This window comes from Hymenobacter canadensis (genome assembly GCF_027359925.1).
GTDB lineage: Bacteria > Bacteroidota > Bacteroidia > Cytophagales > Hymenobacteraceae > Hymenobacter > Hymenobacter canadensis.
Window position 1 is genome coordinate 276,585 of sequence record NZ_CP114767.1, and the last position, 25,955, is coordinate 302,539.

A 25,955-nucleotide genomic window follows, 5' to 3' on the forward strand; every position below is an offset into this window, starting at 1 on the left:
CGGCCGCAATCAGCCACAAAAAAGCCCCACTCCGAAGCCAATGGCAATCCGGAGTGGGGCTTTTCGGTGGTAGGCAGCAGGCTGCTTACAGATTCGGGTTGAAGCTGGGGGCGCTGATGTCTTTTTTCTTGTTGCGGTTGTAGAGGTACGCCGCGCCGGCGGCCAGCAGTGCGCCGGTAGCCAGCTTGCGGCCAACGCCACCCGACCGGGCAGTATTGCCATACGTGTCGGAAGCGGGGTTCTCGGCTTTTTTGCTGCCGAATAGGCCTGCTAGCAGGCCACCTAATGTACCGCTGGGGCGGTCAGAACCGAAGATGCTCATGAGTGACAGGAAAAAGAGTAGAGGCTGTATAACGCAAGCCTGCGGCCGGCGGTTGCTCCTTACCATCGTATTCACATACTCTCCAGCAGCTCATCAAACGTGCGCAGTAGCTCGGCGCGGCTGGCTTCGGGCTCGGCGGCGAGGCGCTGGCCGAACACCTCGCGCTCCGTGAAGTCGTGGAGGCTGGGGGTGAGGGGTTCGTCGGCTTCGGCGTCGTCGGTGCCGAGGGCGCGGAGCTTGATCAGGCGCAGGTGGCGGCGGGCCAGCACCTCCAGCTGCTGGCGGTCCAGGGTCTGAATCACCTGGAGCAGGGCGTCGGCCACTTCCAGCTGGGTGAGCTCGGAGTGGATCTGCACGTCGGCCCAGGCCGGGAGCAGGTAGCCGGCGTTGTCGTAGGTGGTAAGGCCCTGCGTGACTTCCTCCAGCGTGCCGTGGAAGCGCACCAGCCGCCGCGCGCCGGGCACCGGCAGGGGCTGCAGAGCGGCTAGCTTGCCGCCGACAAAATCGAGCAGCAGCACTTCCTTAGGATGATCAAGCTCGGAAAACGACAGCGGAATAGGGGAGCCCGAGTAGCGGATGTGCTCCCGGCCGCCCACCCGCTGCGGCCGGTGCAAATGGCCCAGCGCCACGTAGTCGAACACGGTGGGGAAGTGGTCGGCCGTCACCTGGCCCAGGTTGCCGACGTGGATGGTGCGCTCGGAGTCGGAGGGGGCGGCGCCGGCGGCGTAGAGGTGGCCGGTAGCCAGCACGGGCAGGCCCAGGTCTTTGAGCTGCCACACTTTCTCCACTTCGGCGAGGCGGGCGTAGTGGTCGGCAATGCCCTGCTTGATGCGGGCTTCGCGCTCCTCGGCCGTTTCGCCGGGCACCGAGAGGCGCACGTCCCGGTCGCGCAGGAAGGGCACGGCGCACACCACCAGGCCGGGCTGGCCGGCGGCATCATCCAGCACCAGCACCTGGTCCTCGAAGCAGTCGGGCACGCAGCCCACCACGTGCACGCGCAGGTGGCGCAGCAGCCGGGCCGGCGCATTGAGGGTGGCCGGCGAATCGTGGTTGCCGCCCACCACCACAATGTCGCGGCAGCCGGTGCCGCGAATGTTGAGCAGGAAGGAATAGTATAGCTCCAGGGCCTGGTTGGAAGGCGAGCCGGTGTCGAAAATGTCGCCGGCAATCACCAGCACTTCCACCTGCTGCTCCCGGATGGTGGTCACCAGCCAGTCCAGGAAGTGGCGGTGCTCGTCGGTGCGCTCGTGGCCCTGGATGAAGCGCTGGCCCAGGTGCCAGTCGGCGGTGTGTAGTACGCGCATGGTGTCGTAATCGAAATAGCCCGGACGGTAGTTCCCGCAGAGGGCGCAGAAGAAGGCGCAGAAGCCGCAGCACGTTCTGCGACTTCTGCGCCTTTCTCTGCGCCCTCTGCGGAAACTGACTAATGAACTGCCTGAGTCTGAAACGACGTAACGGCTTCCCCCAGATCATACACCGCCACGCCCGGCAGAGCCGCCTGCACGATGCTGACGCCGGCCGCCGAGCGGTAGCCGCCGGCACAATGTACCAGCACGGGCTTATTGGTCGGGATTTCGTGGGCCCGCTCGCGCAGCTCGGGCAGCGGAATCACCAGGGCATTGTCGAAGACCGGCTGCTGGGCCTCGGCGCGGTTGCGGATATCCACGATGGTGAAGCCCTGGGGCTGCTGCCGAACCTGCTCCACGTCCACGGCCGGTGAAGTAGCCGGTAGCTCACGCGGTGTAAGAATGGCGCCGCGCACGTTGCCTTCGTAGCCGATTTTGGCGGTTTTGCGGATCACGGTGTCGAGGGCAATCTGCGAGTCGGCCAGCAGATAGAACGATTCCTGCGGCCCGATGATGGAGCCTAGCCAGGTTTCAAACTTGCCACCGTCCATCAGGTTGATGGCGCCGGGCAGGTGGCCGGCCCGGAACTCGGCGGCAGGCCGGGTGTCAATCAGCAATACGCCGGCCTCCAGCTCGGCGTCCGGAAACAGGCGCGGCACGGCCCGGATGCTGTCCTCGAACGGCAAAGCACCCAGACGATTAAGCACTACGTCGTGCCCGAAGTATTTGGGCATGAAAGGCTGGTCTTCGAGCAGCACCTTGATGAACTCGGCCTCCGACATGGGCTGCAGGGCGTAGTTGGTTTTTACCTCCTTACCGATAGTGCTGTCGAGGTCTGTGCTGGTGGTTTTGCCGCACAGCGAGCCGGGGCCGTGCGCCGGGTACACTTTGGTGGTGGCGGGCAGGGTCATGAGCTTCTCGCGGGTGCTATGGTAGAGCTGGGCCGCCAGGGCCTCGCGGCTGTGGCCGCCTACCAGGTCGGACTCGCGCAGGTCGGGGCGGCCTACGTCGCCCACAAACAGGGTGTCGCCGGTGAACACGGCGCGGGTCTGGGCCAGCTCGTCCATTAGCAGCACGCTGATGGAATCGGGGGAGTGGCCGGGGGTGTTGAGGGCGTGTAGCTCCATGTTGCCCAGCGTAATCCGGTCGCCATCGTCGAAGGCTTCGTGCGGATAGGTAGCATTTACCAGCTTGCTCACATAGATGGTGGCGCCGGTTTCCTGGGAGATTTCCAGGTGGCTGCTCACGAAGTCGGCGTGGGGGTGGGTTTCAATAACGGCCACGATCTGGGCGTCGTGCTCGTCGGCGAAATCGTAGTATGGCTGCGGGTCGCGTGCCGGGTCGATGATGGCTACCTGGCGGCCGCTGCGGATGGCGTAGCTGGCGTGGGCCAGGCCTTTGTCGTAGAACTGCTGAATTTGTACCGAGCCGGTACTACTGGGCAGAGGACTCATGGGGTGGAGGATGTGGTGGAGTCGCCGCGAAGGCGTACTTCTTCAAATATATCACCCGAAGGTAAGTGGAACAAGCAGAAGCAGGCTGGGGCCGCCGCCGGCTACGGACGTTTTCGGGGCCAGCAGCCAGCCGGGCCGGCATTCGGCCAGTACAAAAAAATCCCCGGCCGGTGTGGGTCGGGGATTTTTAAGTGGCCTACCGGCAGCTTAGCTCTTTTGCTTCATGCGGCCTTCTTTGCGCTTGTCCATGCGGTCTTCGCGCATCTGGGTGTATTTGGCGTACTGCTCGGCCGTGAACACGCCTTTCAGCTGCGCATCGTATTTCTCCTGCACGGCTTTCATCTCCTGGCCGGCACCTTTGCGGGTATCAGCTGACGCATATTTGCCGCGCAGGGCCTGCAGTTCCTGGTTTTCCGCCAGGGCAATGGTCTGCACTTTGGCGCTCTGGTCAGCGGAAAGGCCCAGCTGCTTGGTGAGGTGCTTTGTTTGCATGTCGGCGCGCTGCTCGGGGGTGCGGGCGGCGTCCTGCATGCGGCCCGCGCCCATGCGGGTGGTAGGCGCAGGAGTGGTTTGGGCAAAGGTGGTGCCGGCCGATAAGGCAAGGGCGGCGAGTAGGACAAGCATCTTTTTCATGGCGGGGAAGTCTATGGGTGTGGTTACGGCCGGTTAGAGTAGCGGCGGCGCCCGGGGTTTAATCCGGCCCCTGCCGTGCCCGCTAATCGTGAGCGGATAGCTTACCAAGCACAGAAACGCCTATATTCGGGGCCTCGCAACGGCTTGCAGGCCGTTGGTACCATGGTTTCACCTCTACTTTTCCCCTCTCTCTCCAAACCTGTATGGCAAATATTTTCGCCAAAAAACCGCTGGCCCAACTGCTGGGCGAGGCTAACTCCACCGGGCACGGTACGCTGAAGCGCACGCTGGGCGCCGGCAATCTGGTGGCCCTGGGCGTGGGCGCCATTATCGGCGCTGGCCTGTTTGTGCGCACCGCCGCCGCCGCCGCCCAGGCTTCCGGGCCGGGCGTGACGCTGGCTTTCATCGTGGCCGCCATCGGCTGCGTGTTTGCCGGCCTGTGCTACGCCGAGTTTGCCGCCATGATTCCGATTGCCGGCTCGGCCTACACCTACGCCTACACCACCATGGGTGAGTTCGTGGCTTGGATTATCGGCTGGGCTCTGATCATGGAATATGCCCTCGGGGCCGCCACCGTGAGCATTGCCTGGAGCGAATACCTGAATAAGCTCTTAGAAGTCTTTGGCACCAGTATACCGTATAGTCTGAGCCACTCGCCCTTCGAAAGCGCCGTGGTAGATGGCGTAATGCAGCATGGCATCATCAACCTGCCCGCGCTGCTGGTGATTGTGGCCCTCTCACTGCTGCTCATCAAAGGCACCCAGGAGTCGGCCATGTTCAACGCCGTAGTGGTGTTTCTGAAAGTGGCTATCGTGCTGGTGTTCATTGCAGTAGGCTGGCAGTTCATCAATCCCGCCAACCACACTCCTTACCTGATTCCTGACAACGCCGAGCCCGTGAAAAACGCTGCCGGCGTGGTAGTGCGCGAGTACACCGCCTGGAACAAGCATGGCTTGGGTGGCGTGCTGGGTGGCGCGGCCATCGTGTTCTTCGCCTTCATCGGGTTTGATGCCGTGAGCACTGCGGCCCAGGAAGCCAAAAACCCCAAGCGCGACATGCCTATCGGTATTCTCGGCTCGCTGGCCGTGTGCACCGTGCTCTACATCCTGTTCGGCCACGTGCTGACGGGCGTTGCCAACTGGCGCGAATTTGCCGACCCAGCTTTGGGCGGCGAGGCGTCCGTGACGTACGCCATCAAGGCGCACATGCCCGGCTACGAGTGGCTGGGTACGGCCGTGACGGTGGCCATTCTGCTCGGTTTCTCGTCGGTAATCCTGGTGATGCTGATGGGCCAGAGCCGCGTGTTCTTCTCGATGGCCAAAGACGGCCTGATGCCGAAAGCCTTCTCCGAGCTGCACCCGCGCTTCAACACGCCCTACAAGTCGAACCTGGCGCTGCTGGTGTTTGTGGGTGGCTTTGCCGCCTTCGTGCCCGGCTCGCTGGCCGGCGACCTGACCTCGTTCGGTACGCTGCTGGCCTTCGTGCTGGTGTCGGCCGGCATCTGGATCATGCGCCGCTCCGACCCCGCGCAGCACCGTCCATTCCGGGCGCCGCTGTCGTCGCCGTCGTTCCCCTTCGTGCCTGTAATGGGCGTGCTGGTGTGCACGAGCATGATTCTGGCCCTCGACTCGTTCACGCTGCAGGTGGCCCTGGGCTGGATGATTCTCGGCTTCATCGTGTACTTCCTCTACGGCAAGCGCAACTCCATGCTGCAGAAAGGCATCGTGGTAATGCCCACCGAAATGGAAGAGCAAGCCTTCATCGAGCCCGACAAAGACAACCGGTAACCTCGCAGTTGTAAACTAGAAAAGCCCGTCCGGATACGTATCCGGACGGGCTTTTTTTGTGCGGGTTGAGTAGGTGGGCCGGCTACTTTTTGGCGCTGGCCGAAGCGGCCTTCACCTCGCTCTGCAGCTTGAGCACCCGGTCGCCGTTGTCCTGCACGATAACGAGGGCCGGGTTATCCGGGGTGCCGTGGCGGGTGATGTCGGCGCCCTTGAGCTTGCGCGTGACGCTCTCCTTGTGGGTTTCCTCGATTTTACCGGTGGCCGTGCCGGTGCCGTATTTCCAGGTGACAGTGGTGCCTTTGCGCATGGTGGGGAGGGGCAGTAGGGTGGATGGATTGCGGGGGCGCACTACCGTAGCGGCAGCGGCCGCTGCTATGTACTCGGGAGCTGCAGTGGATGTTGCCGGCCGGGTTTCGGCTTTTTATCGTGAAAGTTGTATATATACCCCATAATTCAGCTGGCCTCAACATAAGGGGCTGCTACAGAAGGTGTTTTCTGGGCGGTGCCCGGGCTGTAATCGGTGCTGCCGGCCTGTTCGGGTGGCCTGGCCCCGGGGCCGCTATTCCTGCAGCTTGTCTGGCCGGCAGCTGCGCAAGGTTTGTCTATGGTACGTTCGTCTGCTATGCGCGAATTCCTGGCTGTTATCTGGCTACTCCTGGGCTGCGCCGTGGCCGGCATGGCCGCCCGGCAGCCCAGCGCCCGCGCCGACAGCCTGCAGCGGCTGCTGGCCACCAGCCAACCCGACACCACCCGGGTGCAGCTCCTGACGCTGCTGGCCTGGGACCGAACCGACGATGATCCGCTGGCTGCTGTCCGCTATGGCCGCCAAAGCCTGCGCCTGGCCCGGCAGCTCAACTTCCGGACCGGCGAGTGCCGGGCGCTGCTGATGCTGGGCTGGGCCTTCCTGCGCAGCGGCAACTACCCCACGGCCGTACAGACGCAGCTGCAGGCGCGGCACCTGGCCGAGGCCATTCCCTACGCGGGTGGTATCATTCATGCCGATAATGCCCTGGGCTACGCCTACGCCGAGCAGGGCCGCTACCAGACGGCTTTGCGCTACTACTACCGCGCCCTGGCCCTGGCCCGGCAGCACCACGACAATGTGCTCCTGACGCCTATTCTCGGCAATGTGGGGCAGGCATATCTGGCACAGGGCCGCCTGGATTCGGCGTGGCACTACACCTGGCAGGGCTACCGCTACGACCTACGCTACCACGACCGGCACAGCGAAATCGGCGACCTGTCGCTGCTCGGTGATATTGCTGCCCGGCGCGGGCAGCCCGTGGAAGCCCGCCGCTATTACCTATGCTCCATTGCCCGGTCGGAGGGCATGCCGGTGTCGTATGCGCTGTGCCGCTCCTATTTGGGGCTGGCGCGGCTGGCGCAGGGGCAGCAGTCCGGCCAGGTGCTGCTGTATGCCCGGCAGGCGCTGCTGGCCAGCCAGCAGGGGCGCTACGCCAAAGGCGTGTTTGAGGCCAGCGGCTACCTGGCCCGGCGCATGGCCGCACGCGCCGACAGCGCCCAGGCTTACCGGTATCTGCTGATGGCCGCCGTCATCCGCGACAGTCTGTTCAACCACAGCCGCCAAGTGCAGGTGCAGGCCCTGGATTTCAGCGAATACCTGCACCAGCAGGCCCTGGCCGAGCAGCAGGGCCAGGCCATGGCGGCCCGCCGGCAGTACTGGTCGCGGGTGGCGCTGCTGCTGCTGGCGGGGTTTACCGGAGGTGGCTATCTACTGCTGAACCGGCGCCGGCTGCAGCAGCAGGTGGCTTTCGCGCAGGAGCGCCAGCAGCTGGAGCGGCTGCGCGCCGAGCAGGTGCTGGCGGCCGAAGAGCAGGAGCGAAGGCGCATCGGGGCCGACCTGCACGATGGGCTGGGGCAGCTGCTGAGCGTGGTGAAGCTCAACCTGGGGGCGCTGCGCGCGGAGCTGGAGCCCGGCCTCCGGGAAAGCCAGCAGCAACAGTTCGGGGCGGCGCTGGACATCGTGGACGAGTCGGTGCGGGAGGTGCGGGGCATTTCGCACAACTTGGCGCCGTACGTGCTGATCAGGCGAGGGCTGGCCGAGGCTGTGCGCAGCTTTCTGAGCCGGATAGAGTGCGCCAGTCGGTTCCAGATTCACTTTGAAGCGCTGGGCCTGGAGGAACGGCTCGACCCGGCGGTGGAAATGGCCCTGTTTCGGGTGGTGCAGGAGCTGGTGCAAAACATGCTCAAACACGCCCGCGCCACTACGCTGTCGGTGCAGCTCATTCGCCAGCCGCACCAGCTGACGGTGCTGGTGGAAGATAATGGCGTGGGCTTCTGCCCAACCACACTGGCCAGCCAGCCCGAGGCTGGTATGGGGCTGCGCAACATTCAGTCCCGCGTGGCCTACCTGCGGGGTACCCTGCACATTGACTCCCGGCCCGGCCACGGCACCAGCATCAGCATAGAAATTCCGCTGGCCCCGGCCAATTGAAAACCCAGCCTGATTGTTGTATCTTCCTTAGCCCAAGTACCCACGGCCAACCGATTTTCTGAGTTACGCACTGCTGTTGTCTGCTTTGTGCAGCGGGCCAGCTCCAATCTGCTCATGACCGAACCGCTACCCTCACCTGCCCGGATTCATGTGCTGCTGGCCGACGACCATCAGTTGGTGATAGAAGGCATCAAGACGCTGCTGCGCCAGGAAGCCGATATCCGGGTGGTGGCCCAGGCCAGCAACGGGGCCGAAGCGCTGCGGTGCCTGCACAACCACCCCGAGGTGAATGTGGCCATTGTAGACCTGAATATGCCGCAGATGAGCGGCGTGGAGCTGACCCGGCTCATCCATGGCCAGCGCCCCGACGTGCGGGTGCTGGCCCTGAGTATGTCGCACGATCATGCGTCGGTGACGGAAGTGCTAGAGGCTGGCGGCGCGGGCTACCTCCTAAAAAACACCAGCAAAGCCGAACTGAGCAACGCCATTCGCTCGGTGGCGGCCGGCAGCACATTCTTCAGCCCCGAAGTAGGCACCATGCTGCTGCAGAATATGCGGACTCCGGCCAATGGCCGCGCTGCCACTACCGAACACCGCCCCGTAGGGCTGACCAGCCGTGAGAAGGAGATTCTGCAGCTCATAGCCCGGGAGTTTTCTAACGCTGATATTGCCGGGCAACTTTTTATCAGCGAGCGGACGGTGGAAACCCACCGCCGGAATATTCTGGTCAAAACCAGCTGCAAATCGGTGATAGGCCTGATTCAGTATGCGCTCCGGCATAAGCTGATCAGCTAGTCGCCCCTGTCAGCTACCGCCGAAAAAGCGGGCCGGCTCCAGGCGCCTGGGTGCGGATGGCGCCCTCGGGCGGGCGTTTGTGCGTCAGATAATGAAATCCGCGCCGGCTCCATAAATGAGAGCCAATCCTTCCATATGCTACACGTATGCGCTCCGCGGTGCTTCTCGTTAAGCGGCTATCCGTGCTGGCCCACAGATATTTATCCGTGCCAGTACGGATGCAGATATACGGGAAAGTTGGTATTTATACTTATTTGATAAAAAATTTACCTTAGCATCATTCAATCGAATGATAATATCTTTACATTTGAAACGGTGATCAGAAAAAGCGTCTGCAGCGCCTGATCAGCTGTTACTGTTCTGCTTACACGTCTCCGCACCACGAAAACAAACGTCTACACCATGGCTTCAAAAATCCTCTCCTTCATCTGTCACGTCCCCGGCATGATGCCCGGAATTTACCCATCCTCCTCTATGCCCGCCACACCGAAGCCCGAGCGCAAAGCCGAACAAAAGCCCCAGAGCAGCGGCCACTTCACCGCCATCTACGAAAACGATCGGTTTGTCCGGTTCAAGTACATCCATAATCCTCAGTAACCGCGCCGGGCCAGCGCCCGTCGCTTGATTCGCGCGCGCCGCGCTCCTGCTGCAGGGGTGCGGCGCGCTGCTTTTCGGTGGCCGGAGGGTTTTGCCCTAACTTGCGGGCCCTACCTTCCGTTCTGTTGCCCATGATTCAGCTGCCGTTCCGTTTCTCTCTGGTTACTTTTCTGATTGCTCTGCTGTGCGCCGGCCCGCTCCGGGCGCAGTACGCCGAAACTGCCCCCGAGGAAAACACCTGGTACGGCATCGTGGCCCGCAGCAGCGGCCGCTCGCTCGACGTCAGCAAAGGCTCGCAGGACCCCGGCGCCGCGGTGGTGCAGTGGGAGTTTACGCACCCCAACAGTCAGCAGTGGCGCTTTGTGCGGGTGGCAGCGGGTAGCGACTACTACCGCATTGAGGCCCGCCACAGCGGCAAGTGCCTGACCGTGGACAAGCCCGACGAAAACGCGCCGCTGGTGCAGCGGCCGTGGTCGGGGAGCTTCTACCAGCAGTGGAAGCTGGTGGCCGGCGGCCCCATTGGCAGCGTGCAGCTGGTGGTGCGCGGCAACGAAAAGTGCGCCGCTATTGCCAATTCCGACAAGTTCAACGGCACGCCGGTGGTGGTGCAGCGCCCCCAGAACCGCGCTACGCAGCAGTGGCGGCTGTTTAAGCTGCGCCTCAACGTGGATGCCTCCCAGCCCGGCTACGGTGCGCCCGAGCCGGTGGCAGCCCTGAACACGCCCGGCAACGAGCTGCACCCGGTGCTGGCCCCCGATGGCAATACGCTCTACTTTGCCCGCACTCGCTTTGCGGGCAACACCGAGGGCAACACCGAATCGGGCGACGCCTGGGTGAGCACCTCCGCCGACCAGGGCCGCACCTGGGGCCCGGCCACCCGCCTCGATGCCATCAACACGCCCCAGCACAACGGCGTGATGGCCGTGGTGGGGCCGCAGGGCAACCAGCTACTGGTGCGCGGCACGTATGCGCGCGACAACAGCTTCCGCGACGAAAGTGCCTCTTTAGTAGCGCGTAGCCTCAGTAAAGGCAGCCGGCCGGCCCCGCTGGAAATAGCCAACTACTACAGCACCGGCCCGGCTACGTCGTTCTTTATGACACCCGATGAAAAGGTGCTGCTACTCTCGCTGGAGCGTAGCGACTCGCAGGGAGCCAACGACCTGTACGTCAGCCAGCCCGCCGCCGACGGCATCTGGAGTGAGCCCCGCAGTTTGGGCAGCGCCATCAACTCGCCGGGCTTCGAGTTTGCGCCCTGGCTGGCGCCCGATGGCAAAACGCTGTACTTCAGCTCCTACGGCCACGCCGGCTTCGGCAGCTCCGATATCTTTGTGAGCACCCGCCTCGACGACTCGTGGATGCGCTGGAGCGAGCCGCGCAACCTCGGCACGCCGCTTAACGGGCCCGGCTTCGATGCCTACTTCTCGCTCACGCCCGATGGCAAGCAGGCGTATTATGCCTCGGCCCGCACGCCCAACGGTCCCGCCGACCTCTACCGCACCGCTGCCGGCGTGCCGCCCACGGCCGCGCCTGCCGATTCGACGGCGTCGGTAGTGGCCGTGACGCCGCCCGCTGCCGCGCCGCGCACCTTGCTGACCGGCCGCGTGCTCAACGCTAAAACCCGCGAGCTGCTGGCCGCTGAGGTGAAAGTCATCCGGCTCGACAACGACATTGCCTTCAACGCCACTGGCCGCAGCGCGGCCGGCAGCGGCGCGTTTCAGTTGACCTTGCCGCCGGGCCGCTACCGGGTGGCGGCCACCAGTCCCGGCTTTCTGACGGCCACCGACACGGTGCGCATGACCGGCTCGCGCACCATCGATTTGCTGCTGGTGCCGGCCGCCGTGGGCTCCAGCCTGGAGCTCCCGACCCTGATTTTTGCCCAGGGCAAGTACACCATGCTGCCGGCATCCTACGCCGAGCTCAACCGCCTGGCCCGCACCCTGGCCGACAACCCCACCGTGAACATCCGCCTGGAAGGCCACACCGATAACCAAGGCAACGCCGACCTCAACCAGAAGCTCTCCGAAGACCGGGTGGCAGAGGTGCGCCGCTACCTCATCACGCGCGGCGTACCCGAGCGCCGCCTCAGTGTAGTAGGCTACGGCGGCAGCAAGCCCCGCGGCAGCAACGACAAGGAGGAAACCCGCCGCCTCAACCGCCGCGTAGAATTCACGATTGTGAAGTAAGCTGGATGAGTGGAGTGGTGGGTTGGTGGGTTTTCAAGTAGCCGAACAACTGTACATTCATTATCCGACCACAATCCACCCATCCACCAACCCACTCATCCACCAGATGCGCGCTACCATTCTTCGCCAGCTTGATCTGCCTAATCTGCCGTCCGCGTCGGGGGTGGAAATAGTGGGCGGCACGGTGTACGTTATCGGCGACGACTCGCCTTTGCTGTATCAGTTTGAGGCGGCGGAGCTGCAGCCCGGCCAGCACATTACGCTGTTCGATACGGCGCATTTCAGCACCGGGCGCATTGCCAAAACCCTCAAGCCCGACCTAGAGTGCCTGACGGCCCTAACCGACCCACGCACCCACGAAACGGGGCTGCTGGCCTTTGGCTCGGGCGCTACTTCGGCGCGGGAGGGCGGCTTCTGGGTGCCGCTGGCGGACGGGCAGGCGGCCAGCACGGTGTATCCGGTGAGTATGGCCGGCCTGTATGCGCGCCTGCGGGAGCTGCTGCCGGCGGGCGTCACGCTCAATCTGGAGGCGGCGGCGGCCAGCGCCATGGAACTGCTGCTGTTTCAGCGCACGGTGGGGGCGGCGGCCGGCAACCTGCTGTTCCGCCTGCCGCTGGCGGCCGTGCTCGACTACCTGTACCACCGCACCGCGCAGGTGCCGCCAGTGCAGGCCACCCACGTGGCGCTGCCTACCATTGAGGGCCGGCCAGCCGGCTTTTCGGGTGGTACGTTCTTCGAGGAGCTGCTGTTCGTGACGGCCTCAGTGGAAGACACCCAGGATGCCGTGCTGGATGGCGCTGTGCTGGGTAGCTTCGTGGGGGTGCTGGATGCGCGGCAGCCGGGCACCAAACCCGCCACGTTTGTGCAGCTGGCGCTGCCCGACGGCCAGCCCTACCGGGGCAAGGTGGAAAGCGTGGCCGTACGCCGCCGCTCCGGCCCCGGCCGCTACGAGCTGCTGCTCGTCACCGATGACGACCAGGGCGGCTCCACGGCCGTCATCGTGGACTTTCAGGCCTGAAAAAACAGCGCCTTCAGGGAAGCGAAAGAAGACGGTAATTTATCTGACAGATAGTTCTTTGGCGGGAATTTGCAGGGGGTAAATGGTGTTGAAATTCAGTGCCTTTTTTCGCCTGAAATTTCTCTCCAATGATTGTCTTCAACACCCGTTTTCTGTACCCCGTGAGTGCCGTGCAACTGCAGGAGCAGCAGGGGATTCTGCCTCGGGAGTTTCTGCAGAGCATCGAGCTGCTGCGGCCCTTTCTGGAAAAGGAAAAAGCCTACGGCGACGTGTGCGCTACCACCGTAACCTCGCCTCTGGGCCGCAACCTGCTGGTGTACTACCGCAAATCATATTCTTCCGACAGCGGCTTCGTGGTCGAGATTCTGGACGCGGAAGTAGTGCAGCCGCTGGCGCAGGTAGCGTAAACGCCTGCCTTTTTACAACTATCATCCTGAGTGAAACGAAGGACCTTACCACGCCTGTATAACTGCCTCAAACAGTTGTTCAAGTGTGATAAGGTCCTTCGCTTCACTCAGGATGACACGTCTTTACTACCAGTTCAGGACCCGCGCTTCCAGATGAAGCCGTCCAGCACGTAGTGCGTGGCCTGGGGCAGGGCCAGCAGCGGCACCAGCAGCGTGAGGCCCCAGGCGCCGGATACGGCCGGTAGCTGCTGAAACCAGCCGAATACGCCGGCGTGCTCGCGCCACACCAGCCCGTCCCAGAGGCCTTCTTCCAGCAGCGCCAGCCCGGCCAGCACGCCCAGAAACAGGGCCACGCCGTAGCGCCCGTGCCACCAGGGCCGCGCCGCCGGAGCCGTAGTGGGTACCGGCTCACTGGCCGCCCACACCAGCGCCAGGTACGGAATGCCGTGCGCCACCACGTTGAGCAGCGTGAAAGTCAGGTCGCCGTTGAAGAGCACGATGCCGACGTACCACGATGCGGCCGTGCCGAGTAGCAGCAGGTTGCGGGGCCAGTTGAAAAAGCTTGAGTGGCGCCACAGCCACAGCTCTTTGCCCGCATAGGCTGTCAGCAGGGCCAGATACAGGTCGGTCAGCAGCTGGCGGCCGGCCGGCCAGTCGGTCTGCACGAAGTCGCCGGGCACGAACCAGTTGAAGTGGCGCCCCGGCGCTAGGTGCCACCACAGCAGAGGGTAGAGCGTGGCGGCGTAAATCAGCACCGTGTCGAGGTGGCGGGCGAGGGGCGGGGCGGGCTCGTGGCGGGCGTAGAGGCGCAGGAAGCCGTATTGCTGGCGCACGAAGTGAAACACAGCCGCGTAGGCCAGCACCCGCCAGAACCACAGCACGCCGCCCAGCCCGTACAGGGCCACGCCGGCCGCGTAGCAACCCAGCGGCACCGCCCACAGCAGCGTGCGGAACCGTTGCCGCCGCGTCCGGTCGAAGTAAGTGCGAAACAGGGTGCTGTACACGTGCGCCACGTCCACCAGCACCACCAGCGCCACCCAGGCCCACACCGGCATCTGGGCGGTGGTGCGGGCCGTGTTGGGCAGGGCCGCCACGGCTGCCAGCGCCAGAAACGGCGGCCCCAGAATCCAGAGTCCATCAAACGCCGCAGAGCGAATCCAGGGCTGGCGGCGGGGCGCAACGGCAGGCGGTGACAGTACGGGCATGGCGGCAGAAAACCAGAAGGTGGCCGAAAATACGGCTTTTTGAACAGGCTGATTCCGGGAAACCGGATGGCCTCAACCGGCCGCCAGCACCTCCCCGGCGGCGCGCAGCCCTTGGTAGAAGCCTTCCTCGAAGATGGACATGCCGCTCAGGTCGGTATGGGCGAAAAAGAGCTTCTGCTGCCAGGGCTGGGCCGCCGCCGGCCGGGCCGCGCCCCACACGAAGCCGGGCGTGGGCGCCACCATGCCGTGGCCCCACACCCACACGTCGGCGCGCTGTACCAGCGGCGTGAGGCCGGGATGGGCGGTTTCCAGCTCGGCCAGCGCGCGGCGCACCCATTCGTCGTAGCTGGTTTGGTAGGCCTGGCGACGCGCCGCAATGGGGTCGAGGGCGGGCAGCGGCAGATACCAGGTGAGCACCAGCGGCTCGGCTCCGGGCTGGCGCAACTCCTGGTGGCGGGCACTCACGTAGCCTACTGAATCGGTGCCGTAGAGCACATTATCCCAGCTTAGCGGCTGGCCGGGGCCCTGCGGCAGCTCTGTCACGGTCAGGTTCACGACCACCCACGGCGCCCGGTGGCAGGGCAGGGCGCGGTGCGCGGCGGCGGGCAGCGTGGTCAGCAGCCGCTCAGTAATGAACAGCGGCGTGGCCATGATGACGCGGCGCGCCTGCACGCGGGTGCTGCGGTGCTGCACCACATCGTAGCAATCCACGGTCAGGCCCTCGGCGGTGTCGTGCAAAGCGTAGGCGACGGTGTTGGGCAGGATGGGGGAGGTGGCCTGGCGGCGTAACTGCTCGGCCAGGAAGCCGTTGCCCTCGGGCCAGGTCAGCACGTCGGCGGCGGTGGCGTTGTGGGCGCGGCCCTTGCGCGCCGCAAAGTAGTGCAGCCCCGCCCACGCCGATACCTGGGCCGTGGTGGCACCGTAGTCGTCCTGGCAGCTGTAGTTGAGGTACCAGCGCAGGTGTGGGCTGCTGAAGCCCTGCGCATCGAGGTAAGCGTCAAACGACTGCTCGTCGAGGCGGCGGAACTGCGGGTCGCGGGAACATTCCTGCACCGGAATCCGGAAGGCGTCGCGCCCATCCTGCCCCACAGCTTTGCGCAGCTCCTCAATCAGCTGGAAGAAGCGGGCAATCTGCTGCTTTTCCTCGGCCGGCACGCCCAGTTCCGGCACCAAGCCGTTTTGCCACTGCCCGCGCAGGTACAGGCGCTCTTCGGGGTCGTGGCAGAGGTGGTACTCGTTGTAAATGGGCAAACCGGAAGCCGGGTCGAGGCCGGTGATGACGCCGGCTTCCTGCAGAAACCCCAGCAGCGCGTGGTTGCGCGGGTCAGGCACGGGCAGGTAGTGGGCGCCCCAGGGGTAGGCGGCGCTGGCGTTGCGGCCGGCGCGGGAGTTGCCGCCGGGCGCCTCGTCCAGCTCCACCAGTAGCACCTGCTCGGAGCGCAGGCCCTGGCGCTGCAGCTCGCGCCGGGCCGCCAGGCCGGCAATGCCGCCGCCCACAATCAGCACTTCCACGGTCTGGGTGCGGGTAGGAGCGGGCAGGCGGGCGGGGTCGCGCAGCAGGTGGCCGGTGGCGTGATTGGCGCCGTGCAGGCTGCCCCGGATGTGGCTGCGCCCGGTGCCCGGCGCGCAGGAGTGCAGCCCCGCCAGCGGCGCCAGCAGCAGCCCCGCCCCACTCAGCGCGGCCCGTTGCAGAAAGTGTCGGCGGGAATGCATTTGTTTAGTGCTTAGTGCTTAGTAATTAGGGAGTAGAAACGGTGTAGAGACGCAATATTTTGCGTCTCGTCGTTGCTGAGGTTGGCCGTTTTGTGTCGTCGTTGCTGAGGTTGGCCGTTCTGTGTCGTCGTTGATGAAGTAGGCCGTTCTATGTCGTCGTTGCTGAGGTAGGTCGTTGTGTGCCGCTGTTCAACGACGAGACTCCAACTATTGCGTCTCTACACCGTGCCTAAGCCCCAGACCCTATTCCCTAAGCCCTAAACTCAATGCGTGTACGGCCCCCAGTCTTCCTCGAAATAGCGGACCAGGGCTTGGTTGTTGAGCTGGTTGATGTCGGTGGGGACTTCGGCCATGTCGGGCGGGAAGTCCAGCATCTGGCGAATGGTGACGGGCGTGACGTAGCGCAGGCCGCGCGGCAGCGTACCGGCGTTGGGGCGCCAGTGGGCGTTTTCGCCGGCCAGCACGTAGCCCCATTCGCCAAACGAGGGCACGTAGCAATGGTAGGGCGTGGTGTGGAAGCCGGCTGCCTGCAGCGTGTGTGCGATGCACCAGAACGACTGCCGTGCCACATAAGGCGAGGTGCTTTGCACCACAATCTTGCCGCCCGGCGCCAGCAGCCGGTGCAACTCCTGGTAGAACGCCGCCGAATATAGCTTGCCGATGGAGTAGTTGGCCGGGTCCGGGAAGTCGATGATCAGGCAGTCGTAGCGGGTGGTATCCTGGCGCACCCACTGGTAGGCGTCGCCGTTGATGACCTCCACTCTGGGCGAAAAAAAGGCGCGCTTGTTCAGGGCCGTCAGCAGCGCATTCTGCCGGAAGAGCTGGGTCATGCCCGCGTCCAGGTCCACGAGGCGGATTTGCAGCTGCGGGTACTTGAGCAGCTCCCGCACCGCCAGGCCGTCGCCGCCGCCCAGCACCAGCACGCGGCGCGCTTTGGGCAGCGCCTGCATGGCGGGGTGCACCAGGGCCTCGTGGTAGCGGTACTCATCCTGGGAGCTGAACTGCAGGTTGCCGTTGAGGAACAGGCGCAGCTCGCGCTGGTTTTTGGTGAGTACGATGCGCTGGTATTGCGTGCTTTTGGCGTAAATCACCTGATCCTGAAAGGCAAGGGTTTCGGTGTAGCGCTGGATGCGGCCGGCGTAGGCAAACGTGACGGCCAGCGCCAGCAGCGCCACGCCCATCAAACCGGCGAAGCCGCGGCGGTAGGGGCGGGTTTCGGGGAAGCGGTACAGTGCCAAGGCCGCCACCACCACGTTCAGGGTGCCAAACAGCAGCGAAGTCCGCATCAGCCCCAACTGCGGCACCAGCACCAGCGGAAAAATCAGGGACGCCAGCAGCGCCCCGATATAGTCGACGGTGAACACGCGCGACACCAAGTCCTTGAACTCGTAGCGGTTTTCCAGAATCCGCATCAACAGCGGAATTTCCAGCCCCACCAGAATGCCCGTGAGGCCCACCAGCGCGTACAGAATCAGCCGGAACGAGGCCACGTACTCGAACAGCACGAACAGCAGCGGCGCCGAGAAGCCGCCCACCAGCCCCACCAGAATCTCCAGCCGGATAAACCACTTCAGCAGCGGCCCGCCCAGGTACCGCGACAGCCACGAGCCCACGCCCATCGAAAACAGGTAGGCCCCGATGATGGTGGAAAACTGCGTGACCGAGTCGCCGAGCAGGTAGGAGGCCAGCGTGCCCGCAATCAGCTCGTAAATCAGCCCGCAGGTGGCAATGACGAACACCGAGCCCAGCAGCAGCACCGACTGCGCCTCCTGCCGCGCCGTGCCGCGCCGCACCGGCCCGGGTGCTTCGGCGGTGGCGTTACCCATGAATGGCCGAGCTGATAATCAATGCCACGGCAATCATAAACGCCGCGCCCAGAATGGCCAGGGCCGTGTTGTGCTCCTCCACAATCTCCTTCCAGAGCATGCGGGGCGAGAGTTTTTCGATGACAACGAACGACAGCACCAGAATCAGAATGCCCAGCACCGAATACACGACGGAGGCAATGATGAGCTTGAAGTTGAGGTATTCCATAGGGAGGTGATGGAGTGATGAGGTGATGGAGAGAGATGAACCGTCATGCTGAGCTTGTCGAAGCATCTCTACCGCTTCATTGCAATGCCAGTTAATTGGCCAGAGGTAGAGATGCTTCGACTTCGCCTCCGGCTGCGCTCAGCATGACTGTTCATACAGAGCACTACTTATGATAAAACCGGGCGTGGCCACCGCGGGAGCTGGTGGTGCGGCTGCCTTCGGGGTTTTCGTTGTCGTCGCCGAGCAGGCGCACGCCGTTGAGGCCGGCCCACAGAAACACGCCGTAAATCAGCAGCGCCACCACCGCGTAGTAGCGGATGGCCGACAGGGAGCGGAGAAAGTCCATGACAGTTGTGCGTTAGGAGTTGTCGGTGGGGCCGTAGTCGCTGTTCTGCCAGCGGGTGGCGTCGTGGGAGTGGCGCCGCCAGTACTGCACGGCCGGATACAGCGCTAGCAGCAGCAGCGCCAGTATGCCGTTGGATTGCAGCGGCGTGTGCTGAGCGGCCGTGAGGCGCAGCGGCAGGTCCATGCCGTTTTCCGTGACGGGGTAGAGCGTGAGGTGGTAGCGGCCCGACGGGATGCCCGCCAGCGTGGCTTCCTGGTCGGTGTCGCCTTCGCGCCAGGTTTCGCCTTGCTCCACGCCGGTGTAGAACTCCAGGTTTTTGGTGAATTCGTAGCTCTGGCCGGTGCGCTCGTTTACCAGCGTCACGGGCACCTCCAGCCATTGGTTGTAGAGCGTCGTCGATTCCAGCTCGAACTGCAGCGCCGCCGGCCCCGTCACCTCAAACGGCTTCGACACCAGCACCGTGTTGCTGCCCGCGGCCATGGCCTCGGACGCCGCCGGGCTCACCTCGCCGCCCGGCGACGCCCGGCCCGTGGAAAACTCCTCGCGCAGCAGCTGTTTTTCGGGCTTGATGAACAGCAGGGCCAATTGCGTAAGTACTACCAGCAGCAGCATCAGCAAGCTAAAGGTGCGCAGCGTCGGCCAGGTAGTCTGGGCCGGGGCAGGTTGCACGGCGCCCACGCCGCTGCGGTACGGCAATGAGTAGCGCGGCACGCCGAAAGCCGTAGCTACTTCGTCGGGTTCCAGATGTTCGCCCTTGTACCACTTCGCCGGGCCTTTGCCAGGGTCTCTTTCGCGCACCAGCATGTGAGGCGGCGCAATGTATTCAGTGATAGTGAGCTTCTGGTCGTCACGAAAGTCCCAGTCAAACTCGCCGGCCGCGTAGAGTATTCTCGGCTGATAGCTGTTGTAAATGTGGTAGTCTTCCTCAACTTCATCAATGTAGGCGCCGCGTCTGGTAGCGTGGCCGATGACGCGGTACTCGCGGCCGGCGGGTTCCAGCAGCAGCCAGTGGCCCTCGTACACGGCCAGCTGGCAATAGGCGCCCGTCTGCTCGTGACGCAGCATATACTCCTGCCACTGGTAGGAAGCCTGTTTTTCGCGGCGCAGCTGGAAGCTTAGCACCCGGTAGGGCTGGCCCCGCAAGGTGCCCGCGGTGCCTATCGGCAGCACAACCGGCAGCGTGGATTCGCCCTGGAACTTGCCCAGAATCTGGGGTTTTTTGGTGAGGTCGTGCGTTTCAAAGTACGTGTGGCACTCCGGGCACACAAAAAAGGCACTGTTGAGCTGGTCGAAATACGGCACGCTGTGCTGGCAGCGCGGGCACGGCAGCTGGGCCGGCGCGGCAGGGGCGGTAGTGGTTTCGCTCATCGGCGCACTTCCGTTTTGGTGAGTTCGATGCCCTCGAAAAACGAGAGTGTGGCGGCGTACAGCTGCCGGGCGCGGTCGGCGTTGTCGCGCTGGTAGTTGCTCAGAAACACGTCGAAGGTGGCGCGGCCGTACTCGGGCCAAGTGTGGATGCTCAGGTGCGACTCGGTGAGGGCCAGCACGGCCGTAAACGAGCTGTTCGGGAACCGGTGGTAGGCGGCGCCCACCTCCTGCAAGCCCAGCGCCGCCACTTGCGCCTCGAAGAAGCGGCGGCAGGCGTCCATATCGGTGAGCGGGCCGGCGGCGGCCGCAAAGGTGGCCAGCACGTGCAGGCCCGGGGAATAGTCAGACATAGAGCATAATGCGGCCAGGATGGCCGGGCGCCCCGCGTGGCGGCGGCCGGCTACGGGCAATATTACACAGTTGGCCCTGAACCGCCCAAGGCCCGCGCCGTATTTGTGGGGTTTGCAGGCAGCGCTCAGCGGCGGCGTGCCGCGTGGTGGGCTGGTGCGCAAACCGGCTCTTCAGCGAGGCACGAGGCAGAAGCGGCGCGCTCCACTACCTTTCGGCCGTCAAACTCCTCCACCCATTTCCCCCATCCTTCCTTTCGTATGCAGCAGACCTTCCGGCTTGAGCACGACTTCCTAGGCGAGCGTGAAATTCCCGCCACCGCCTACTACGGCATCCAGACGCTGCGGGCCCTCGAAAACTTCTACATCACGGGCATTCCGCTGAAGGTGGAGCCGCTGTTTGTGCAGGCGCTGGCCTTCGTGAAAAAAGCCGCCGCCCTCACCAACCGCGACCTGGGCGTGCTGCCCGCGCCCATCGCCGATGCCATTGCCCAGGCCTGCGACCGGGTGGCCACCGGCGAGTTCGACGGCGAGTTCCTGACCGACATGATTCAGGGCGGCGCCGGCACTTCCGTGAACATGAACGCCAACGAGGTGATTGCCAACGTGGCGCTGGAAATCATGGGCCACGAGAAAGGCCAGTACGAGTTCTGCCACCCCAACAACCACGTCAATTGCTCCCAGAGCACCAACGACGCCTACCCCACGGCCTTCCGCATTGCGCTGAGCAACAAGCTGGTGGGCTACAGCGCCGTGCTCGGGGAGCTGGCCGAAGCCTTTGCCGCCAAAGGCACCGAGTTTCGCGACATCCTGAAAATGGGCCGCACCCAGCTCCAGGACGCCGTGCCGATGAGCATGGGCGACGAGTTCCGGGCCTTTGCCACCAACCTGCGCGAAGAGCTGCTGCGCATCGAGGACTCGCGCCGCCTGATTTCGGAAATCAACATGGGCGCCACCGCCATCGGCACCCGCGTGAATGCCCCGGAAGGCTACGCCGAGCTGGTAACCGAGCACCTGCGCACCATCACCGGCCTCGACCTGAGCCTCGCTGGCGACCTGATTGAGGCCACCTACGACACCGGCGCCTACGTGCAGCTCTCGGGCGTGCTCAAGCGCACGGCGGTGAAGCTGAGCAAGATCTGCAACGATCTGCGCCTGCTGTCCTCGGGCCCGCGCTGCGGCATCAACGAAATCAACCTACCGGCGCTGCAGCCCGGTTCCAGCATCATGCCCGGCAAGGTGAACCCCGTGGTGCCCGAGGTGGTGAACCAGACGGCGTTCTACGTCATCGGCGCCGACCTCACGGTGACCATGGCCGCCGAAGCCGGCCAGCTGCAGCTCAACGTCATGGAGCCGGTTATCAGCTTTGCGCTGTTTACCAGCATCAGCTACATGACCAACGCCTGCCGCACCCTGCGCGAGAAATGCGTGGTGGGCATCACGGCCAACAAGGAGCACGCCGAAAGCCTCGTGCGCAACAGCATCGGCATCGTCACGCAACTCAACCCCGTGCTGGGCTACGAGGCCTCCGCCGAAATTGCCAAGGAAGCCCTCAAAACCGGCAAATCCGTCTACGATATTGCCGTTACGGAACGCCAGCTGCTCACCCAGCAGAAGTGGGACGAAATCTTCACCTTCGAAAACCTGATCCGGCCGGGCTTTATCCGCTAGCCCGGGTTGCCCGCAACAGCGTCAGTCCGGCGTTGTCCGGCGTTGCCCGGCGTTGCTGTGCGGTGTGTCTGAAAAGTCGATTGAAGCTCCTTGAACGTCATGCTGAGCTTGTAGAAGCATCTCTACTGCTTCGTTGCAGCGCATTACCATCGTCAGCACGCGAGATTCCTCGCGCTGCTCGGAATGACGTATCAACGAAGCGGTAGAGATGCTTCGGCAGGCTCAGCATGACGTTCTGGAGTTTCCAGATACAGGTTTATATGGTTTTTCCTTTCGCGCTTATTTGACTCTGATGGCTGCTTCCACTTCCTACACAGCTCCGGCTACCCACGCCAACCAGCCGGAACCGGTCCGCGTGACTGACTTCGGCCGCACGGCAGAAGGCGCCACGGCCCAACTCTACACGCTCCGCAACGCGCACGGCCTGCAGGTGAGCATCACCAATTACGGCGGCACCATCACGCAACTGCTCGTACCCGACAGGGCCGGGCAGCTGAGCGACGTGGTGCTGGGATTCGACAGTCTGGCCGACTACCAAAGCCCGGCGTACCGCAAGGCCGGCCCTTACTTTGGCGCGCTGATCGGGCGCTACGCCAACCGCATTGCCGGCGGCCGGTTTCAGCTCAACGGCCAGCAGTATACGCTGGCGACCAACAACAACGGCAACGCCCTGCACGGCGGCCTCCGCGGCTTCGACAAGGTGCTGTGGCAGGCCGAGCCCGGTAGCAGCCCCGCCGGCCCAACGCTGCGCCTGAGCTACCTGAGCCCGGACGGCGAGGAAGGCTACCCCGGCAACCTGCACGTGACGGTGACCTATACCCTCACCCACGACAACGCCCTGCAGCTCGACTACACCGCCACCACCGACCAGGCCACGCCCGTCAACCTCACCAACCACACCTACTTCAACCTGGCGCTGGGGCGTAATGCGGACGTGCTGAACCACGAAGTACAGTTAGCGGCTGACCGCTACACCGTGGTGAATGACAGCCAGATTCCGACCGGCGAGCAGCGCCCGGTGGCGGGTACGCCCTTCGACTTCACCGCGCCCCAGGCCATCGGCAGCCGGATTGCGCAGGTGCCCGGCGGCTACGACCACAACTGGGAATTGCGCCAGCCCACCGACCTGCAGCCGGCAGCCTCCGTATACGAGCCCACCACCGGCCGCACCCTGGACGTGGCCACCAGCCAGCCCGGCGTGCAGTTCTACACCGCTAATTTTCTGGATGGCTCCCTGACCGGCAAGGCCGGCATCACCTACGGCAAGCACGCCGGCCTGTGCCTGGAAACCCAGCATTTCCCCGATTCGCCCAACCAGCCCAGGTTCCCGAGCACCATCCTGGAGCCGGGCCAGACGTTTTCGGCCACCACCGTCTACCGCTTCGGGGTGCGCGCCGCAGAATAGGAGGCGCTACGCCGGGCGCCGCACCGACGACTCGCGGGGCAGCAGCTGGGGCGGCAGCACCACGCGACGGGCCTGAAACGCGGCGGCGCCCACCTCCAGAATCTCCAGAAACAGCCGCACCGCTTCCTGGCCCATCTGCTCGCAGCGCTGATCCACGGAGGTCAGGCGGGGCTCGGTGAAGGAGGTGAAGATTTCGTTGCTGAAGCCGGCCAGCAGCACATCCTCGGGCACCCGCAGGCCGTGCGCCTTGAGCGTTTGCAGCGCCCCAACCAACGAAAAGTCGCTGGCCGAAAACAGGCCGTCGGGGCGCTGTTCGGGCGGCAGGTCCAGTAGCTGGGTCATGCCGGCGGTGCCGTCGGCCAGCTTCATATCGGAGGTGATGATGAGGGTTTCGTCTTCGGGCAGGCCGTAGGTGCGTAGCGCGGCCAGGTAGCCCAGGCGGCGGTTGCGGTAGATGTTCAGGTGCTGCGGGCCGGCAAAGTGGGCAATGCGACGGCAGCCCTGCTCGATGAGGTGCGTGGTGGCCTGATAGGCGCCCTGGTAGTCGTCGAGCACTACGGCACTCACGTTGGGGGTTTCCAGCATCCGGTCGAAAAACACCAGCGGCAGGCCGCGCTTGCGCACTTTCTCGAAATGGCGCGTATCGTGGGTGGTGCGCGACAACGATACCAGGATACCTTCCACCTGCGCGTTGATCAGCGTGTCGATGTTGCTCTTTTCCTGCTCCACATCCTCGTTCGACTGGCAGATCATCACCCGGAAGCCGGCCTTGCTGGCCACCGTTTCGATGCCGTGCACCACCGACGCGAAAAACGTGCCTTCGATGTGGGGCACCAGCACGCCCAGCAGCTTGCTGCGCCCGGTGCGCAGGCTGGCGGCCAGGTGGTTGGGGTGGTAGTTGAGCTGCTCCGCCAGCTCCTGCACCCGCTGCCGGGTGGCCGCGCTGATGGTGGTGTGGTTGTTGAGCGCCCGCGAAACGGTGGAGGGCGACAAGTTCAGCGCCTTGGCCAGATCGGCAATAGAAGCGCGATGGTTCTGCACGGGGAGCGGGAAAAGAGAAGGTATTGGAAAACCCGGATGGCTAGCGGGGATGCTGCAAATATAGCGCCCCCAGACAGCCAGCCCGCTACCAGAACTTCACGTACAGGGCCGAAATCAGCAGCAGAATTACGGTGATGAGGGCCAGCTGCCGGGGCGGCACCCGGAACATGCCTTTTTCCAGGTGCAGGGCCTTGGGGTTCACGGTCGGGCCGGCCAGGCTGAGCACACCCATCAGGGCCACGGTCAGGAAAAACGACCAGCCCATGCTCACCAGAAACGGCACCTCAAATACGCCTTTGGCATTGCGGAAGGCGGTGTAGAAGATGGTTTCGGGGCCCAGCAGGCGCGGGGCCAGGTCGTTGAAGAACAGCGAGAAGCCGAAGCCGCCCAGCATGCCCGCCACGGCCGCCGTGGCGGTGGTGCGCTTCCAGAACATGCCCAGCAGAAACACGGCCACGATGCCGGGCGAGATGTAGCCGGTATATTTCTGCACGAACGTGAAGCCGCCGTTGCCGCCCACGCCCAGCAAATCTTCCCAGGTGAAGCCGATGGCCAGCAGCATGGCCAGCAGCACCGTCATGCGGCCCACCCACACCAGCTTTGCCTCCGTAGCCTGCGGGTTGAGGTAGCGCCGATAGATATCGAGGGTGAAGATGGTGGAAATGGAATTGGCCTTGCCGGCCAGCGAGGCCACAATGGCTGCCGTGAGGGCCGCCAGGCTCAGGCCTTTCAGGCCATTGGGCAGGAAGGTGAGGATGGCCGAGTAGGCGTTGTCGGGGTTCACGCCGGCCCCACCGGCGCTCATTTCGGCCTGCAGACTGCCGTTCTGGTGCAGCACGTAGGCCGCAATGCCGGGCAGCACTACCACCAGCGGCATAATCAGCTTCAGCAACGCCGCGAACAGAATGCCGGTGCGGGCCGTGTTGAGGTTGGCGCCCAACGCCCGCTGCGTGATGTACTGGTTGCAGCCCCAGTAGTTGAGGTTGGCCACCCACTGGCCGCCGGCGTACATCACCAGGCCCGGCAGCGCCAGGTACTTGCTCACGTATTCCTGCGACGAGTTGGGCGTAGGCTTGGCGAAAATCATGTGGAAATGGTCGTCGGCGGCGTGCAGCAGCGTCTGGAAGCCGGCAATGGCGCTGTGGCCCAGACCAAATTTCTCGCTCACCAGCGTGAGGGCCAGGTAGCTGGTGGCCAGGCCGCCGAGCAGCAGCACCGCCACCTGAATCACGTCGGTGTAGCCTACTACCTTCATGCCGCCCAGCGTGATGATGAGCGCAAACACGGCCAGCCCCACCAGAATCAGGTGGAAGCTGCCGCCGCCGGCGCTGCCCACCAGGTTGTTGATGGCCAGGGCGCCCAGGTAGAGAATCACGGTCAGATTCACGGCCACGTACAGAAACAGCCAGAAGATGCTCATAATCAGGCTGAGCGTGGCGTTGTAGCGCTGCTCCAGAAACTGCGGCATCGTATAAATCTTCTGCCGCAGGTAAATCGGCATGAAGAACACGGCCACGAACAGCAGCACAATGGCCGCCACCCACTCGTAGGCCGCCACCGCCAGCCCCTGCGTGAAGCCCGCCCCGGAAGTGCCGATAAACTGCTCGGCCGAGATGTTGGAGGCAATCATGCTGGCCCCGATGGCCCACCACGTCAGCGAGCCTTCGGCCAGAAAGTAGTCCTTGGAATCAAGCTCCTTGTTTTGCTTGCGCTTATAGATATAATACCCGTAGCCCGACACCCCCAGCAGGTAGAACAGGAACACTAGGAGGTCGAAAGTTGTCAGGCCGTTGCGCATCAGAGAGGAAGGGTGGGAAACAGGGGAGGG

At 64.1% G+C, this 25,955-nt stretch carries 23 protein-coding genes; 9 read left to right on the forward strand and 14 right to left on the reverse strand.

The window, feature by feature from the left end; translation table 11 throughout:
* Window positions 1-85: 85 nt before the first annotated feature.
* The 4 genes from O3303_RS01240 to O3303_RS01255 all read right to left on the reverse strand — a co-directional run bounded on the left by O3303_RS01240 (window position 86) and on the right by O3303_RS01255 (window position 3,755).
* Window positions 86-322 (reverse strand): hypothetical protein, encoded by a 237-nt coding sequence (locus O3303_RS01240; protein WP_269560253.1) that lies wholly within the window; start codon window positions 320-322, stop codon window positions 86-88.
* A gap of 71 nt (window positions 323-393) precedes the next feature.
* On the reverse strand, window positions 394-1,626 hold the full coding sequence (sbcD, locus tag O3303_RS01245) for an exonuclease subunit SbcD (RefSeq protein WP_269560254.1): 1,233 nt from the start codon (window positions 1,624-1,626) through the stop codon (window positions 394-396).
* A gap of 119 nt (window positions 1,627-1,745) precedes the next feature.
* On the reverse strand, window positions 1,746-3,122 hold the full coding sequence (locus tag O3303_RS01250; protein WP_269560255.1) for an MBL fold metallo-hydrolase: 1,377 nt from the start codon (window positions 3,120-3,122) through the stop codon (window positions 1,746-1,748).
* A gap of 207 nt (window positions 3,123-3,329) precedes the next feature.
* Window positions 3,330-3,755 carry a DUF4890 domain-containing protein gene (locus O3303_RS01255; RefSeq protein ID WP_269560256.1) on the reverse strand — a complete coding sequence of 142 codons (426 nt, stop codon included), beginning with the start codon at window positions 3,753-3,755 and terminating at the stop codon, window positions 3,330-3,332.
* Window positions 3,756-3,958: 203 nt separating this feature from the next.
* On the opposite strand from O3303_RS01255, the gene O3303_RS01260 reads away from it, so the two are divergent.
* A complete protein-coding gene (locus O3303_RS01260; RefSeq protein WP_269560257.1) occupies window positions 3,959-5,542 on the forward strand; it encodes an amino acid permease in 1,584 nt (527 codons plus the stop codon).
* Between the two features lie 82 nt (window positions 5,543-5,624).
* On the opposite strand, the gene O3303_RS01265 is transcribed toward O3303_RS01260, so the two are convergent.
* Entirely contained in the window at window positions 5,625-5,849 is a 225-nt protein-coding gene (locus O3303_RS01265; protein ID WP_269560258.1) for a hypervirulence associated TUDOR domain-containing protein, read from the reverse strand.
* Window positions 5,850-6,164: 315 nt separating this feature from the next.
* On the opposite strand from O3303_RS01265, the gene O3303_RS01270 reads away from it, so the two are divergent.
* From O3303_RS01270 to O3303_RS01295, 6 genes are all read left to right on the forward strand, one after another.
* Entirely contained in the window at window positions 6,165-7,997 is a 1,833-nt protein-coding gene (locus O3303_RS01270; protein WP_269560259.1) for a tetratricopeptide repeat protein, read from the forward strand.
* A gap of 114 nt (window positions 7,998-8,111) precedes the next feature.
* Entirely contained in the window at window positions 8,112-8,792 is a 681-nt protein-coding gene (locus O3303_RS01275) for a response regulator transcription factor (protein ID WP_269560260.1), read from the forward strand.
* Between the two features lie 474 nt (window positions 8,793-9,266).
* A complete protein-coding gene (locus O3303_RS01280; RefSeq protein WP_269560261.1) occupies window positions 9,267-9,389 on the forward strand; it encodes a hypothetical protein in 123 nt (40 codons plus the stop codon).
* Between the two features lie 131 nt (window positions 9,390-9,520).
* Window positions 9,521-11,572 (forward strand): RICIN domain-containing protein, encoded by a 2,052-nt coding sequence (locus tag O3303_RS01285; protein ID WP_269560262.1) that lies wholly within the window; start codon window positions 9,521-9,523, stop codon window positions 11,570-11,572.
* A gap of 106 nt (window positions 11,573-11,678) precedes the next feature.
* On the forward strand, window positions 11,679-12,590 hold the full coding sequence (locus O3303_RS01290) for a DUF6929 family protein (protein ID WP_269560263.1): 912 nt from the start codon (window positions 11,679-11,681) through the stop codon (window positions 12,588-12,590).
* Window positions 12,591-12,718: 128 nt separating this feature from the next.
* Window positions 12,719-12,997: a hypothetical protein gene (locus tag O3303_RS01295; RefSeq protein WP_269560264.1), complete on the forward strand. Its 279-nt coding sequence runs from the start codon at window positions 12,719-12,721 to the stop codon at window positions 12,995-12,997.
* A 134-nt stretch (window positions 12,998-13,131) separates the two neighbouring features.
* Here O3303_RS01295 and O3303_RS01300 read toward each other — a convergent pair whose 3' ends face one another.
* The 7 genes from O3303_RS01300 to O3303_RS01330 form a co-directional block, all read right to left on the reverse strand.
* Entirely contained in the window at window positions 13,132-14,202 is a 1,071-nt protein-coding gene (locus O3303_RS01300; protein WP_269560265.1) for a hypothetical protein, read from the reverse strand.
* Between the two features lie 72 nt (window positions 14,203-14,274).
* Window positions 14,275-15,915 (reverse strand): flavin monoamine oxidase family protein, encoded by a 1,641-nt coding sequence (locus tag O3303_RS01305; protein WP_269560266.1) that lies wholly within the window; start codon window positions 15,913-15,915, stop codon window positions 14,275-14,277.
* A 263-nt stretch (window positions 15,916-16,178) separates the two neighbouring features.
* On the reverse strand, window positions 16,179-17,741 hold the full coding sequence (locus O3303_RS01310; protein ID WP_269560267.1) for a polyamine aminopropyltransferase: 1,563 nt from the start codon (window positions 17,739-17,741) through the stop codon (window positions 16,179-16,181).
* Window positions 17,734-17,949 carry a DUF350 domain-containing protein gene (locus tag O3303_RS01315; RefSeq protein ID WP_269560268.1) on the reverse strand — a complete coding sequence of 72 codons (216 nt, stop codon included), beginning with the start codon at window positions 17,947-17,949 and terminating at the stop codon, window positions 17,734-17,736. The genes O3303_RS01310 and O3303_RS01315 overlap by 8 nt, the downstream gene beginning before the upstream one ends.
* Window positions 17,950-18,112: 163 nt before the next feature.
* Window positions 18,113-18,295 (reverse strand): hypothetical protein, encoded by a 183-nt coding sequence (locus O3303_RS01320; protein WP_269560269.1) that lies wholly within the window; start codon window positions 18,293-18,295, stop codon window positions 18,113-18,115.
* A gap of 12 nt (window positions 18,296-18,307) precedes the next feature.
* A complete protein-coding gene (locus O3303_RS01325; protein ID WP_269560270.1) occupies window positions 18,308-19,663 on the reverse strand; it encodes a DUF4178 domain-containing protein in 1,356 nt (451 codons plus the stop codon).
* Window positions 19,660-20,013 carry an S-adenosylmethionine decarboxylase family protein gene (locus O3303_RS01330; protein WP_269560271.1) on the reverse strand — a complete coding sequence of 118 codons (354 nt, stop codon included), beginning with the start codon at window positions 20,011-20,013 and terminating at the stop codon, window positions 19,660-19,662. Before O3303_RS01330 ends, O3303_RS01325 begins: the two co-directional genes overlap by 4 nt.
* A 258-nt stretch (window positions 20,014-20,271) precedes the next feature.
* Here O3303_RS01330 and aspA point away from each other — a divergent pair, with 258 nt between their 5' ends.
* Both aspA and O3303_RS01340 read left to right on the forward strand, forming a co-directional pair.
* Entirely contained in the window at window positions 20,272-21,681 is a 1,410-nt protein-coding gene (aspA, locus tag O3303_RS01335) for an aspartate ammonia-lyase (protein ID WP_269560272.1), read from the forward strand.
* Window positions 21,682-21,973: 292 nt separating this feature from the next.
* Window positions 21,974-23,086: an aldose epimerase family protein gene (locus O3303_RS01340; RefSeq protein ID WP_269560273.1), complete on the forward strand. Its 1,113-nt coding sequence runs from the start codon at window positions 21,974-21,976 to the stop codon at window positions 23,084-23,086.
* Between the two features lie 6 nt (window positions 23,087-23,092).
* Here the strand turns inward: O3303_RS01340 and O3303_RS01345 are convergent, their stop codons facing one another.
* The gene (locus O3303_RS01345) at window positions 23,093-24,127 is read right to left on the reverse strand and encodes a LacI family DNA-binding transcriptional regulator (RefSeq protein WP_269560274.1); all 1,035 of its coding nucleotides are present in this window, start codon (window positions 24,125-24,127) and stop codon (window positions 23,093-23,095) included.
* Between the two features lie 85 nt (window positions 24,128-24,212).
* Window positions 24,213-25,925: a sodium:solute symporter family transporter gene (locus O3303_RS01350; RefSeq protein WP_269560275.1), complete on the reverse strand. Its 1,713-nt coding sequence runs from the start codon at window positions 25,923-25,925 to the stop codon at window positions 24,213-24,215.
* Window positions 25,926-25,955: the final 30 nt, after the last annotated feature.